13 protein-coding genes are annotated in these 13,972 nt (G+C 40.6%); all 13 read left to right on the top strand.

The features are described 5' to 3' along the window. On the top strand, positions 1-660 hold a 660-nt coding region (gene dprA / locus GMD4S_RS01020; RefSeq protein WP_000641911.1), incomplete at its 5' end, for a DNA-processing protein DprA. A gap of 117 nt (positions 661-777) precedes the next feature. Continuing rightward, positions 778-2,865: a type I DNA topoisomerase gene (topA, locus tag GMD4S_RS01015; protein ID WP_000179626.1), complete on the top strand. Its 2,088-nt coding sequence runs from the start codon at positions 778-780 to the stop codon at positions 2,863-2,865. A 106-nt stretch (positions 2,866-2,971) separates the two neighbouring features. Next, on the top strand, positions 2,972-3,331 hold the full coding sequence (locus GMD4S_RS01010; RefSeq protein WP_001220350.1) for a YbaN family protein: 360 nt from the start codon (positions 2,972-2,974) through the stop codon (positions 3,329-3,331). Between the two features lie 93 nt (positions 3,332-3,424). After that, complete coding sequence (locus GMD4S_RS01005) at positions 3,425-4,057, top strand: copper homeostasis protein CutC (RefSeq protein ID WP_000638819.1); 633 nt, start codon at positions 3,425-3,427, stop codon at positions 4,055-4,057. Between the two features lie 43 nt (positions 4,058-4,100). After that, a complete protein-coding gene (locus tag GMD4S_RS01000) occupies positions 4,101-4,757 on the top strand; it encodes an MmcQ/YjbR family DNA-binding protein (protein WP_000461598.1) in 657 nt (218 codons plus the stop codon). A 314-nt stretch (positions 4,758-5,071) separates the two neighbouring features. Continuing rightward, on the top strand, positions 5,072-6,634 hold the full coding sequence (locus tag GMD4S_RS00995) for a 2-isopropylmalate synthase (protein ID WP_001233217.1): 1,563 nt from the start codon (positions 5,072-5,074) through the stop codon (positions 6,632-6,634). 11 nt (positions 6,635-6,645) lie between these two features. Further along, positions 6,646-7,683, top strand: coding sequence for a 3-isopropylmalate dehydrogenase (gene leuB, locus GMD4S_RS00990; RefSeq protein ID WP_000162515.1), 1,038 nt, complete (start codon positions 6,646-6,648; stop codon positions 7,681-7,683). Further along, positions 7,680-7,949: a DUF1294 domain-containing protein gene (locus GMD4S_RS00985; RefSeq protein WP_000700091.1), complete on the top strand. Its 270-nt coding sequence runs from the start codon at positions 7,680-7,682 to the stop codon at positions 7,947-7,949. Before leuB ends, GMD4S_RS00985 begins: the two co-directional genes overlap by 4 nt. A gap of 3 nt (positions 7,950-7,952) precedes the next feature. Continuing rightward, positions 7,953-9,335: a 3-isopropylmalate dehydratase large subunit gene (gene leuC / locus GMD4S_RS00980; protein WP_000907564.1), complete on the top strand. Its 1,383-nt coding sequence runs from the start codon at positions 7,953-7,955 to the stop codon at positions 9,333-9,335. 9 nt (positions 9,336-9,344) lie between these two features. Then, positions 9,345-9,938, top strand: coding sequence for a 3-isopropylmalate dehydratase small subunit (leuD, locus tag GMD4S_RS00975; protein ID WP_000410622.1), 594 nt, complete (start codon positions 9,345-9,347; stop codon positions 9,936-9,938). A gap of 26 nt (positions 9,939-9,964) precedes the next feature. Further along, complete coding sequence (locus tag GMD4S_RS00970; RefSeq protein ID WP_000160511.1) at positions 9,965-10,744, top strand: L-threonylcarbamoyladenylate synthase; 780 nt, start codon at positions 9,965-9,967, stop codon at positions 10,742-10,744. 181 nt (positions 10,745-10,925) lie between these two features. After that, complete coding sequence (locus tag GMD4S_RS00965) at positions 10,926-12,575, top strand: AAA family ATPase (protein WP_000428053.1); 1,650 nt, start codon at positions 10,926-10,928, stop codon at positions 12,573-12,575. Next, on the top strand, positions 12,562-13,866 hold the full coding sequence (locus tag GMD4S_RS00960; protein WP_001223076.1) for an McrC family protein: 1,305 nt from the start codon (positions 12,562-12,564) through the stop codon (positions 13,864-13,866). Before GMD4S_RS00965 ends, GMD4S_RS00960 begins: the two co-directional genes overlap by 14 nt. The last annotated feature ends 106 nt before the right edge of the window (positions 13,867-13,972 follow it).

Here is a 13,972-nt window from a genome sequence, read left to right as displayed (position 1 = left end):
TTGGAGAAGGAGTTTCAGAAATTTCCATCCTTCTCGATTCTTGATGACTGTTATCCTTGGGATCTGAGTGAGATTTATGATGCTCCAGTGCTCTTGTTTTATAAAGGGAATCTAGATTTATTGAAATTTCCAAAGGTTGCTGTTGTAGGGAGTCGTTCATGTTCGAGTCAGGGAGCAAAGTCGGTTCAGAAAGTCATTCAAGGTTTGGATAACGAGTTAATCGTGGTCAGTGGTTTAGCCAAAGGGATTGATACGGCTGCCCATATGGCTGCACTCCAGAATGGAGGAAGAACGATTGCCGTCATTGGAACAGGCTTGGATGTTTTCTATCCCCGTGCCAATAAACGTTTGCAAGAACACATTGGCAATCACCATTTGGTACTTAGCGAATACGGACCAGGTGAAGAACCCTTGAAATTTCACTTTCCAGCTCGTAATCGCATCATTGCTGGCCTTTGCCGTGGTGTGATCGTCGCAGAGGCAAGAATGCGTTCTGGGAGTCTCATTACCTGTGAACGTGCCATGGAGGAAGGACGCGATGTTTTTGCCATTCCAGGGAACATTCTTGATGGCCATTCAGATGGTTGCCACCACTTGATCCAAGAGGGGGCAAAGTTAGTCACAAGTGGTCAAGATGTGCTGGCAGAGTTTGAATTTTAAGGAGAAATTTGTTCACTCAGATAAACTTTTCTTCTATATATAGAAGTTAAGTCTTGACAGCTATAGAAAAATGGTTTACACTTTATAAAGTTTATTACTTTGAAAAGGTGTGATAGTGTGGCTACGGCAACAAAGAAGAAAAAATCAACAGTTAAAAAAAATCTAGTCATCGTGGAGTCGCCTGCCAAGGCGAAAACGATTGAGAAATATCTAGGCAGAAATTACAAGGTTTTAGCCAGTGTCGGGCATATCCGTGATTTGAAAAAATCCAGTATGTCAGTCGACATTGAAAATAACTATGAACCGCAGTATATCAATATCCGAGGCAAAGGCCCTCTCATTAATGACTTGAAAAAGGAAGCTAAAAAGGCCAATAAAGTCTTTCTGGCGAGTGACCCGGACCGTGAAGGAGAAGCAATTTCCTGGCATTTGGCTCATATCCTTGATTTGGATGAGAATGATGCCAACCGTGTAGTTTTTAATGAAATCACTAAAGACGCAGTAAAAAATGCCTTTAAAGAACCTCGCAAGATTGATATGGACTTGGTCGACGCCCAACAAGCTCGTCGTGTCTTGGACCGCTTGGTAGGGTATTCAATTTCGCCAATTTTGTGGAAAAAGGTCAAGAAGGGCTTATCAGCAGGACGCGTGCAGTCTGTTGCCCTTAAGCTCATCATTGATCGTGAAAATGAAATCAATGCCTTCCAACCAGAAGAATACTGGACAATTGATGGAGTCTTTAAGAAGGGAACCAAGCAATTTCAAGCTTCTTTCTATGGTATGAATGGCAAAAAGATGAAATTGACCACCAATGAAGAGGTCAAAGAAGTCTTGTCCCATTTGACTAGTAAAGATTTCACAGTAGACCAGGTAGATAAGAAAGAACGCAAACGCAATGCGCCCCTACCGTATACGACTTCAACCATGCAAATGGATGCGGCTAACAAAATTAATTTCCGTACTCGAAAGACCATGATGGTGGCTCAGCAGCTCTATGAAGGGATCAATATCGGATCAGGTGTGCAAGGTTTGATTACCTATATGCGTACAGACTCGACTCGTATCAGTCCTGTGGCTCAGAATGAAGCGGCAAGCTACATTAACGACCGTTTTGGTAGCAAGTATTCCAAGCATGGTAGCAAGGTCAAGAATGCCTCAGGTGCTCAAGATGCCCACGAAGCCATTCGTCCATCTAGCGTCTTTAACACACCAGAAAGCATCGCTAAGTACTTGGACAAAGACCAGCTCAAACTTTATACCCTTATCTGGAACCGTTTTGTGGCTAGCCAGATGACGGGAGCTATCTTTGATACCATGGCTGTTAAGCTATCTCAAAATGGGGTTCAGTTTGCGGCAAATGGAAGCCAAGTTAAGTTTGATGGGTATCTTGCTATCTACAACGACTCTGACAAGAACAAAATGTTGCCAGATATGGCAGTTGGGGATGTGGTCAAGCAGGTCAATAGCAAGCCAGAGCAACATTTCACCCAACCGCCAGCTCGCTATTCAGAAGCGACTCTTATCAAGACCTTGGAAGAAAATGGAGTTGGACGTCCGTCAACCTATGCTCCGACCATTGAAACCATCCAAAAACGTTACTACGTTCGTCTGGCAGCTAAACGTTTTGAACCGACAGAACTGGGAGAAATTGTCAATAAACTCATCGTTGAATACTTCCCAGATATTGTCAATGTGACCTTCACAGCTGAGATGGAAGGAAAACTGGATGATGTCGAAGTTGGTAAAGAGCAGTGGCAACGTGTCATTGACACCTTTTACAAACCATTCTCTAAAGAAGTAGCCAAGGCTGAATCTGAAATGGAAAAAATCCAGATCAAGGATGAGCCTGCTGGATTTGACTGTGAAGTTTGTGGCAGTCCGATGGTGATTAAGCTCGGTCGTTTTGGTAAATTCTATGCTTGTAGTAATTTCCCAGACTGTCGTCACACACAAGCCATTGTCAAAGAGATTGGAGTCGAGTGTCCGAGCTGTCATCAAGGACAAATCATCGAACGCAAAACCAAGCGCAATCGTATCTTCTATGGTTGCAATCGTTACCCAGAATGTGAGTTTACTTCCTGGGATAAACCAATTGGCCGTGACTGTCCAAAATGCGGACACTTCCTTGTGGAGAAAAAAGTCCGTGGTGGTGGCAAGCAGGTTGTATGTAGTAATGGCGACTACGAAGAAGAGAAAATTAAATAAAATGAAGAGTCCTGAAAATGAATTTCAGGCTCTTTTTTGTTGATGCTTGACAAATTTCCCCCTTGTATGCGAAACTAGAGGAAGAGTAATTTATCTAGGAGAAATCATGCGTATTATTTATCTCTGTATTGGCTTTATTTCACTGGCTTTAGCTGTTATTGGAGTTGTCCTACCACTTTTGCCAACAACACCCTTTCTTTTGTTAGCTATCGCTTGCTTTTCAAAATCTTCTAAGCGTTTTGAAGACTGGCTTTATCATACAAAGCTTTATCAGACCTATGTGGCTGATTTTCGGGAAACCAAGTCTATAGCGCGTGAACGCAAGAAAAAAATCATCGTATCTATCTATATCTTGATGGGAATCTCTATCTATTTCGCTCCTCTCTTACCTGTTAAAATTGGTCTGGGAGCCTTGACTATCTTTATCACCTACTATCTCTTTAAAGTCATTCCTGACAAAGAATAGATAAAAATAGTAGTTATTTGCCTTGATAAAAATGAAAGCATATTTAAAATAATATGATATAATAAATTCAAAGAAAACATCAAGGAGAATCAAATGATTTACGAATTTTGTGCTGAAAATGTGACCTTGCTAGAAAAAGCGATGCAGTCTGGAGCTCGTCGAATCGAACTTTGTGACAATCTAGCAGTGGGTGGAACAACACCTAGCTATGGAGTGACCAAGGCAGCGGTTGAACTGGCAGCTAACTACGACACGACCATTATGACCATGATTCGTCCCCGTGGTGGCGACTTTGTCTATACTGATCTTGAAATAGCGATCATGCTAGAAGACATTCGTTTGACTGCTCAGGCTGGAAGTCAAGGTGTTGTATTTGGTGCTTTAACTGCTGATAAGAAGTTGGATAAGGCTAATCTTGAAAAGCTGATTGCCGCATCTAAAGGAATGGAAATTGTCTATCACATGGCCTTTGATGAATTGAGTGATGAAGACCAGTTGGAAGCCATTGACTGGCTCAGCCAAGCCGGAGTCACTCGTATCTTAACTCGTGCTGGTGTGTCTGGAGACTCGCTAGAGAAACGTTTCGCTCATTATCACAGAATTTTGAAACATGCAGCTGGTAAAATTGAAATTCTACCAGGTGGGGGGATTGACTTGGACAACCGTCAAACCTTTATCGACCAGCTGGGTGTGACACAATTGCATGGAACTAAGGTTGTCTTTTAAAAAATAGAAAGGAACTGCTAGCTTTGGGTAGCAGTTTTCACTTATGTTTGAAATTTTTAAATCCTATCAGTTTAATCAAGAAAAAGCCAGTGCCTACGGTTTTATAGAAAACGAGGGAGTCTGGACCTACAGTTTACAGATCTTGGATGGAGCCTTTGTCATGAAAGTATCCACCTCTACGGATAAAGTGAGCTTTCAAGTTTTTGATCAGGAGACTGGTGACCTTTATCCTCAAGTCCATATGGAAAGCATGAGAGGGACTTTTGTAGGAACTGTTCGTCAAGCTTGTCTGGAGATTCTCTATCAAATTCGGAAGGCTTGTTTTGATGTGCAGGATTTTATCTGCCCTCAGACTAAGCGTATCATGGATCAGATTCAGGAAAAGTATGGTAATCAGTTGGAGTATTTGTGGGAAAAGTCACCTGATACAGCTGTATTGCGCCATGGAGGCAATCAAAAGTGGTATGCTGTTTTAATGAGAATCCCATGGGATAAGCTGGAAAAGGGCAGAGAAGGGCTAGTCGAAGCAATCAACCTCAAACACGACCAAGTAGCTGACCTGCTTTCACAAAAGGGTATTTATCCAGCTTTTCATATGAATAAACGCTACTGGCTTAGTCTGGCGCTTGATGATAGTTTGCAAGATGAAGAAGTGATAGAACTCATCGAAAGAAGTTGGAACTTGACTGTGAAAAAATAAGGAAAGTTACTTGAGTTTTCAAATACTTTCAATTAGCAAAATATTCTTTACTGAAGAAATTTTCAGAAAATATTGGATTTTTTCTTGACAAGTGTTTTTAGCTATGCTAAAATACTAAACAAGATATCAAACGAAGGAGAAAGTCAAACATGAAAACAGCTAAGTTTAATCAATTTGCTTTGTTGTTGAGGTACTCGGGCTAGTGCAAAAGCATTAGTCCTGTTTGGCTTACCAAGCGGGAGTAAATCAACATCTCGCTTGGGCTTCTAAGCGAGATGTTTTTTTAAAACCACATTTGGAAAAGGGGAAATCTTATGCGTAAAGTTGAATTTTTTGATACAAGCCTTCGTGATGGGGAACAAACACCTGGTGTTAACTTCTCAATAAAGGAAAAAGTTTCCATTGCAAGACAGCTGGAGAAATGGGGAATTTCTGTAATTGAAGCTGGTTTTCCGGCTGCTAGTCCAGATTCATTTATAGCCGTTCAAAAAATTGCTAGAGCCATGAAAAAAACTGCAGTGACAGGATTAGCTCGTTCTGTAAAATCTGATATTGATGCTTGTTATGAGGCGCTTAAGGATGCCAAGTATCCTCAAATTCATGTCTTTATCGCTACCAGTCCGATTCACCGCAAGTATAAGCTCAATAAGAGCAAGGAAGAGATTTTAGAAGCTATCAAGGAACATGTTTCTTATGCTCGTTCTAAGTTTGAAATCGTCGAATTCTCTCCTGAAGATGCGACTAGAACAGAGTTGGATTTCCTATTACAAGTCGTTCAAACAGCGGTCGATGCAGGAGCATCTTATATCAATATCCCTGACACAGTTGGCTTTACGACTCCAGAAGAGTTTGCACGTATCTTTGATCACTTGACTGAAAATATTAAATCAGATCATAAAGTTGTCTTTGGTGTCCACTGTCACGATGATCTCGGTATGGCAACTGCAAATACTTTGACAGCAATTAAACATGGTGCTGGACGTGTCCAGGGAACTATTAATGGTATCGGTGAACGCGCAGGTAATGTTGCTCTTGAAGAAGTAGCTGTTGCTTTGAAGATTCGTGAGGATTTCTTCCAAGCAACTAGTGATATTGTTTTGGATGAAACAATGAATACGTCTGAAATGGTTTCTCGCTTCTCTGGTATTCCAGTTCCTAAAAACAAGGCTGTGGTTGGTGGTAATGCCTTCTCTCACGAGTCTGGTATTCACCAAGATGGAGTCCTTAAAAATCCTCTCACTTATGAAATCATCACACCTGAATTGGTCGGTGTCAAGAGCAATAGTCTTCCACTTGGTAAATTGTCAGGTCGCCATGCCTTTGTTGAAAAACTAAGAGAACTGGCCCTAGATTTTACAGAAGAGGATATCAAACCACTCTTCGCTAAGTTCAAGGCACTGGCAGATAAGAAACAAGAAATCACAGATGCAGATATTCGAGCTCTGGTAGCTGGAACCATGGTTGAAAATCCAGAAGGATTCCATTTTGATGATTTACAACTTCAAACTCATGCAGACAATGACATTGAAGCGCTTGTTAGTCTGGCTAATATGGATGGTGAAAAAGTCGAATTTAATGCGACAGGACAAGGTTCCGTTGAAGCAATCTTTAACGCTATCGATAAGTTCTTTAACCAATCTGTTCGCTTGGTGTCCTATACCATTGATGCTGTGACAGATGGAATTGATGCTCAAGCTCGTGTCTTGGTTACTGTTGAAAACAGAGATACAGAAACCATCTTTAACGCAGCAGGCCTCGATTTCGATGTATTGAAGGCTTCGGCTATTGCTTATATCAATGCTAATACCTTTGTTCAAAAAGAGAATGCAGGTGAGATGGGGCATAGCGTTTCCTACCGAGACATGCCTAGTGTGTAAAGGAGATGGCTATGACAAAGAAAATAGTAGCTCTAGCAGGGGATGGAATCGGTCCAGAAATTATGGAAGCTGGTTTAGCGGTTCTGGAAGCTCTAGCTTCAAAAACGGGCTCTGACTATGAGATAGATAGATGCCCCTTTGGAGGTGCAGGTATTGATGCTGCGGGGCATCCCTTACCTGATGAAACCCTCAAGGCATGTAGAGAAGCAGATGCTATTCTCCTTGCGGCTATCGGTAGTCCCCAGTATGATGGGGCGGCAATTCGGCCTGAACAAGGCTTGCTAGCTCTTCGTAAGGAACTCAATCTCTATGCCAATATTCGGCCTGTAAAAATCTTTGATAGTCTCAAGCATTTATCACCACTTAAACCAGAACGAATTGCTGGTGTAGACTTTGTCGTGGTGCGTGAGTTGACAGGTGGGATTTACTTTGGGGATCATATCCTTGAAGAGCGAAAAGCGCGTGATATCAACGACTACAGCTACGAAGAAGTAGAGCGGATTATTCGCAAGGCATTTGAAATTGCAAGAAATCGGAGAAAACTCGTTACTAGTATCGATAAGCAAAATGTTCTAGCAACATCAAAACTCTGGCGCAGAGTAGCTGAGGAAGTCGCGCAGGATTTCCCAGATGTGACCTTGGAAGACCAGTTGGTGGACTCAGCTGCCATGCTTATGATTACCAATCCTGGCAAGTTTGATGTCATCGTGACGGAAAATCTTTTTGGAGATATTCTATCTGATGAATCAAGCGTTCTATCAGGCACTCTTGGTGTTATGCCATCAGCCAGTCATTCTGAAAAGGGGCCAAGTCTTTATGAGCCTATTCACGGTTCGGCACCCGATATTGCAGGTCAAGGAATCGCTAATCCTATTTCCATGATATTATCTGTTGCCATGATGTTGAGAGATAGTTTTGGACTTTATGAGGATGCAGAGCGTATCGAATATGCTGTTGAAGCTAGTTTAGCGGCTGGTATTTTAACAAGAGATATAGGAGGACAGGCTTCAACCAAGGAAATGACAGAAGCCATCATTGAAAGATTATGAAGATAAATGAAGGAATCACGCTTGCTCTCTTGATTTGGAATTTGCTGATTTTCTTGATTTATGGCATTGACAAATCCAAGGCAAGAAGAGGTGCTTGGCGCGTACCAGAGAAAATCTTACTCATTTTAGCCCTTACTTGTGGTGGTTTTGGTGCCTGGTTGGCAGGAATCACCTTTCACCACAAGACTAGAAAATGGTATTTTAAAACAGTTTGGTTTCTCGGGATGGTGACCACACTAGTAGCCTTATATTTTATTTGGAGGTAATGGATGGCAGGAAAATCGATTTTTGATAAATTATGGGACCGTCATGTCATCACAGGAGAAGAAGGGCAGCCCCAACTCATGTATGTGGACCAGCACTATATTCATGAAGTGACTAGTCCCCAAGCTTTTCAAGGATTACGAGATGCAGGCCGCAGATTGAGACGACCAGACTTGACATTTGGAACCTTTGACCACAATGTACCAACGGTCAACATCTATGATATTCGAGATGTCATTTCCAAGGCTCAAATTGATAAGCTTGCTGAAAATGTTGAGGAGTTTGGGATTGAACATGCTGCCCACGGTTCTGAAAAGCAGGGAATCGTTCACATGGTAGGTCCAGAGACAGGACGGACACAACCAGGAAAATTCATCGTCTGTGGAGACAGCCACACAGCTACCCACGGAGCTTTCGGAGCTATCGCCTTTGGGATTGGGACCAGTGAGGTCGAGCATGTCTTTGCTACCCAGACACTCTGGCAAGTTAAACCCAAGAAAATGCTGGTAGAATTCACTGGTGTTCCTCAAAAAGGAGTTTATTCTAAGGATTACATTCTCGCCTTAATTGCCAAGTACGGCGTTGCCTGTGGTGTTGGCTATGTGGTTGAATATCGTGGAGAAGCCATTGATGCACTGAGCATGGAAGAGAGAATGACCATCTGCAATATGTCCATCGAGTTTGGCTCCAAGATGGGAATCATGAATCCAGACCAGACTACCTATGACTATCTCAAGGGACGGGAATGTGTTCCCGAAGCTTTCGAGGAGGCTGTTGCTGACTGGAAGACGCTTGTCAGCGATGACGATGCTGTTTATGATAAGGTTATCCGGATGGATGTCTCAGACTTGGCTCCTATGGTGACCTGGGGAACCAATCCTGCTATGGGCGTTGACTTTGACAGTAGCTTCCCAGAAATTAAGGATATGAACGATGAACGTGCTTATCATTACATGGACTTGGAGCCTGGTCAAAAGCCAGCGGATATTGAACTAGGTTATATCTTTATCGGGTCTTGTACCAATGCTCGACTCAGTGACTTACAGCTGGCTGCGCGATTTGTCAAAGGGAAGAAAATTGCTCCCAATCTAACAGCAATTGTAGTGCCAGGATCGCGTCCTGTCAAACGAGCTGCGGAGAAGTTGGGCTTGGATAAAGTATTCTTAGACGCTGGCTTTGAGTGGAGAGACCCAGGTTGCTCTATGTGCTTAGGGATGAATCCGGACAAGGTTCCTGATGGGGTTCACTGTGCCTCAACCAGCAACCGTAACTTTGAAGACAGACAGGGATTTGGCGCTAAGACCCATCTTTGCAGTCCAGCTATGGCAGCTGCGGCGGCTATCGCAGGGCGCTTCGTAGATGTTCGGCAAATGCCAGAGGCCCAGTAAGGAGAGGATATGGAGAAATTTACAGTTTATACGGGAACGACCGTTCCTCTCATGAATGATAACATTGACACTGACCAAATCCTCCCCAAGCAGTTTCTCAAGTTAATTGATAAGAAAGGCTTTGGTAAGTACCTCATGTATGCTTGGCGTTATTTGGACGATAAGTATACTGAGGATCCAGACTTTGTCTTTAACCGACCTGAATATCGTAAAGCCAGTATCCTCATCTCAGGGGATAACTTTGGGGCAGGTTCTTCAAGGGAACACGCAGCTTGGGCTCTAGCCGACTATGGTTTTAAGGTCGTGATTGCAGGATCTTTCGGGGACATTCATTACAATAATGAACTCAATAATGGTATGTTGCCTATTGTTCAGCCTAGGGAGGTTAGAGAAAAGCTAGCCCAACTCAAACCGACCGACCAGGTAACTGTAGACTTGGAACAACAAAAAATCATCTCACCAGTTGGAGAATTCACTTTCGAAATTGATAGCGAATGGAAACACAAGCTCTTAAATGGTTTGGATGATATCGGTATTACTTTGCAGTATGAAGATTTGATTGCTGCCTATGAAAAACAACGACCAGCCTACTGGCAGGAATAGAAAAATAGAAAAGGAAATATAGAACTATGACAAAACACATTCAATGGAACGGTACACTTTCACAAGAAGGCTATGACATTTTAAAAGGTGAGGGCGGATGTATCGTTTGCCCTACAAAAGTTGGTTACATTATCATGACGAGCGATAAGGCAGGTCTTGAACGCAAATTTGAAGCTAAAGAGCGTAACCGTAACAAACCAGGTGTTGTACTTTGTGGTAGCATGGACGAGCTACGTGCTTTAGCACAACTCAACCCAGAAATTGAAGCCTTCTACCAAAAACATTGGGACGAAGACATTCTCCTAGGTTGTATCCTTCCTTGGAAACCAGAAGCTTTTGAAAAACTCAAAGCATACGGTGATGGCCGTGAAGAACTCATGACTGACGTTCGTGGTACTAGCTGTTTTGTCATCAAGTTTGGTAAATCTGGTGAACAACTGGCTGCTAAACTTTGGGAAGAAGGTAAAATGGTCTATGCCTCATCAGCCAACCCATCTGGTAAAGGAAACCGTGGTAAGGTGGAAGGTATCGGTCAACGTATCGAAGGAGCAGTGGACCTTGTCATCGAAGCAGACGACTATGTGGCATCCATCCAACCGGACAAAACGATTGAAACTCGCTACGAGCAAGGTGTGATGGTATCAATGGTCGATAAGGACGGCAAACTCATCCCAGAACAAGGAGGAGACCGTTCAATCTCACCAGCGCCAGTTGTTATCCGCAAAGGGCTTGACATTGATAAAATCATGATGCATTTGTCAGATACCTTTAACTCATGGGACTACCGTCAGGGTGAGTATTATTAATATTGAAAAGAAGTCTAGTGTTAAGAAACATTGAAGCTCCTAACACTGGGCTTTTTCTTTGGAAATTCTTTTCTTTTTTAAATAGATATGATATTCTAGGAGTGGACTGTGGTTAGAAGATAATTTAGCAAAAGTCAAATGAATTATCATTAAATATTGTGTTTTGAAATGGAAAAATTTTATGGAGAATATAGTGAACTTTTGGTTAATTGCGATTCCTACGCATAAAGGTATATGGGATGATTTTATAAAAAATAATAAACTTTCTATTGATTTTTCAAATTATAATATTTCAGATTTATTTAAATATAACAATTATCGGGAGCTTCCTGCTGGGGATAAACAAAAGAAGTTTATATGGCAATTTGCACATAAAATTAAAGTTGGCGATATTGTGATAGCTAAGAAAGGAATATCAAAATTTTATGGAATCGGAAAAGTAATTAAATCCTACTATTATGAATCATCAAAAGAAAAGTTCAACCATTCTATTGGTGTAGAATGGTTGAAAATTGGTGAATGGAACATGGGTAATAACACAAACAGACATACAGTGTATTGGGATAGAAATTCAGAACGTATCAATTTATATAAATCCATTCTAAATGGTACATACAGAAAAAATATAGAGAAAGTTGTTATGAATAAAAATATTAACGATTATTTAGATAAATTAAAAAAATCCAAAAACCTCATCCTCCGCGGTGCTCCTGGCACAGGAAAAACTTATCTTGCTAAAGAAATTGCTAAAGAATTAACGGATGGCAACGAAGACCAAATCGGCTTTGTACAGTTTCATCCATCTTATGATTATACGGATTTTGTTGAGGGGTTAAGACCGGTATCAAATGGGGATGGAGCTATTGAGTTTAAGCTAGAGGATGGTATTTTTAAGAAGTTCTGTCAGAGAGCGAAAGAAGCTCAGAAAACTGGAGGACAAGATAATTTTGATGAAGCTTGGGATCTTTATCTTGAGTATGTTAATAGTAGAGATGAAAAAGAATATTTGACAGAATTTTCCTATCTCACAGTAAATAGTCGAAATAATTTTAATATCAATTATGAAACTAAAGCCAAAGGAACTGTCTTAACAAAATCTTATGTTTATGAACTCTATAAAGACAAAAATTATCTGAAAAAGCTCTATTATCGTAACCAAGGAAAAAAAGTCCTTGAAACTTTAAAGAAAAGATTTGGTTTGAAAGACTATATCTCTCCAACAGAGATCAAGACAGACAAGAATTTTATCTTCATCATCGATGAAATCAACCGTGGTGAGATTTCTAAGATTTTTGGTGAACTCTTTTTCTCTATTGACCCTGGCTATCGTGGTGAAAAGGGATGTGTTTCTACTCAGTATGCTAATTTACATGAGACTGATGAGAAATTTTATATCCCTGAAAATGTCTACATTATTGGAACCATGAATGATATTGACCGTTCAGTGGACACCTTTGATTTTGCTATGCGCCGTCGTTTCCGTTTTGTTGAAGTTACTGCTGAAAGCCAAGTTGCTATGTTGGATAAAGAACTAGATATCCATGCAGAAGAAGCAAAACTTCGTCTAAGAAACTTGAATGCTGCTATCGAAAACGTTCAGGAATTAAACAGTCATTATCATATCGGTCCAAGTTATTTCCTTAAATTGAAGGATGTAGACTTTGACTATGAATTCCTCTGGTCTGATTATATTAAACCCCTCCTAGAAGACTACTTGCGGGGTTCTTATGAAGAGTCTGAAACTCTGGCAATATTGAAAAAAGCATTTGATCTGACAAATAAAGAGCAAACAGTTCAGCAAGATACTGGTGATGATAATGCGGATAACTGATAATCAGCATAGAATTGCTAAAGAAGATTTTGTCGCAGAATATCCCAAACTAAGTCAAGCTCTTCTTGATAGAACACTGGATAACCTTTCTATAGAGGACAGTATCTTTATATTCCCAAATGATTTGACTCATTCTCCTGATTTGGATAAGGACCAAAAGATTTTTGAAACTGTCGATCAGGAAATTAAGACTGGAAATGTGATTGGTTTTCTGGGGTGTGGTCAGGAAAAATTGACGATTTCCTCTCGTTTTTCTGATGAAAGTAACGACCATTTTTTGCATTATCTATTGCAGAAAGTTCTAAATATCAATCTGACTAGTTTGGATGTAGCTTTGTCGCGTGAAGATAAGCTCTATCAACTTTTGATGTATCTCTTCCCCAAGTATCTACAAGCTGCAATTCGAAAAGGTCTGTATAAGGAATACCAGCGATTTTCTCATAACGACAGTCATGTAAAAGGAGTGATAGATGTTGGAAATCACCTTAAAAGAAATGTTCCTTTCATGGGAAATGTTGTCTACACAACAAGAGAGTTCACCTATGATAATCCCCTCATGCAGTTGATTCGGCATACGATTGAGTACATAAAGAATCAGAAAAGTTTCGGAGTTCTGCTCGATAGTAATCGTGAAAATGTATCTGAAATCGTGCGTGTAACTCCAGCTTATAAACTAGCTGATCGTGCCAAGATTATCAGAATAAATAAAATCAAACCCATCCGACACGCCTATTTCAGAGAGTACAGAAAATTACAGGAACTCTGCTTGATGATTCTGAGTAGAGAAAAGCATGGTCTTGGATCTCAAGCCCAAAAGGTACATGGTATTCTTTTTGATGTTTCCTGGCTTTGGGAAGAGTATGTTTATACCTTGTTGCCAAAAGATTTCATCCATCCACGAAATAAGGATAAGACAGACGGTATTTCAGTATTTTCTAATCGTGAAAGAAAAGTATTTCCAGATTTTTATCATAAAGAGTTAAAAATAGTTTTAGATGCTAAATATAAAGAACTGGAGTTCACTGAAAAAGGAATCAACCGTGAGGACTTATTCCAGCTGATTTCCTATTCTTATATTTTAAAAGCTGAGAAAGGTGGTCTTGTTTTTCCGAGCAAGGACAAGGTTGTTGATAATGAGATAGGAAAGCTAGCAGGTTATGGAGCTTTGTTGAAGAAATTTTCTATCCAAATTCCTCAGAATGCTTCATCTTATAGGGGATTTTCTGAAATGATGGAAAGCTCTGAAGAAATTTTTAAAAAGAATATTGATAAGGAAGTGGGGAGAAACTAGTCTCTCCACTTTTTATATTTAAACCATAAAAACCGAACATTATTGTTTTATAATTGAAATTATTTGACAAAAACTGTACTTTGATTTATAATAAATCAAGGAAACG

The organism is Streptococcus sp. GMD4S (genome assembly GCF_000296955.1).
The sequence above is the reverse complement of the archived record's forward strand: the minus strand, read 5'-3'. Positions and strand labels throughout refer to the sequence as shown.

Excerpts from the sequence above, each read along its gene's own strand:
- leuC (WP_000907564.1), top strand. The coding sequence starts at position 7,953 with ATGGCAGGAAAATCGATTTTTGATAAATTATGGGACCGTCATGTCATC.
- GMD4S_RS01005 (WP_000638819.1), top strand. The coding sequence starts at position 3,425 with ATGATTTACGAATTTTGTGCTGAAAATGTGACCTTGCTAGAAAAAGCG.
- GMD4S_RS01010 (WP_001220350.1), top strand. The coding sequence starts at position 2,972 with ATGCGTATTATTTATCTCTGTATTGGCTTTATTTCACTGGCTTTAGCT.
- leuD (WP_000410622.1), top strand. The coding sequence starts at position 9,345 with ATGGAGAAATTTACAGTTTATACGGGAACGACCGTTCCTCTCATGAAT.
- GMD4S_RS00985 (WP_000700091.1), top strand. The coding sequence starts at position 7,680 with ATGAAGATAAATGAAGGAATCACGCTTGCTCTCTTGATTTGGAATTTG.
- leuB (WP_000162515.1), top strand. The coding sequence starts at position 6,646 with ATGACAAAGAAAATAGTAGCTCTAGCAGGGGATGGAATCGGTCCAGAA.
- GMD4S_RS01000 (WP_000461598.1), top strand. The coding sequence starts at position 4,101 with ATGTTTGAAATTTTTAAATCCTATCAGTTTAATCAAGAAAAAGCCAGT.
- GMD4S_RS00960 (WP_001223076.1), top strand. The coding sequence starts at position 12,562 with ATGCGGATAACTGATAATCAGCATAGAATTGCTAAAGAAGATTTTGTC.
- GMD4S_RS00970 (WP_000160511.1), top strand. The coding sequence starts at position 9,965 with ATGACAAAACACATTCAATGGAACGGTACACTTTCACAAGAAGGCTAT.
- GMD4S_RS00995 (WP_001233217.1), top strand. The coding sequence starts at position 5,072 with ATGCGTAAAGTTGAATTTTTTGATACAAGCCTTCGTGATGGGGAACAA.
- GMD4S_RS00965 (WP_000428053.1), top strand. The coding sequence starts at position 10,926 with ATGGAGAATATAGTGAACTTTTGGTTAATTGCGATTCCTACGCATAAA.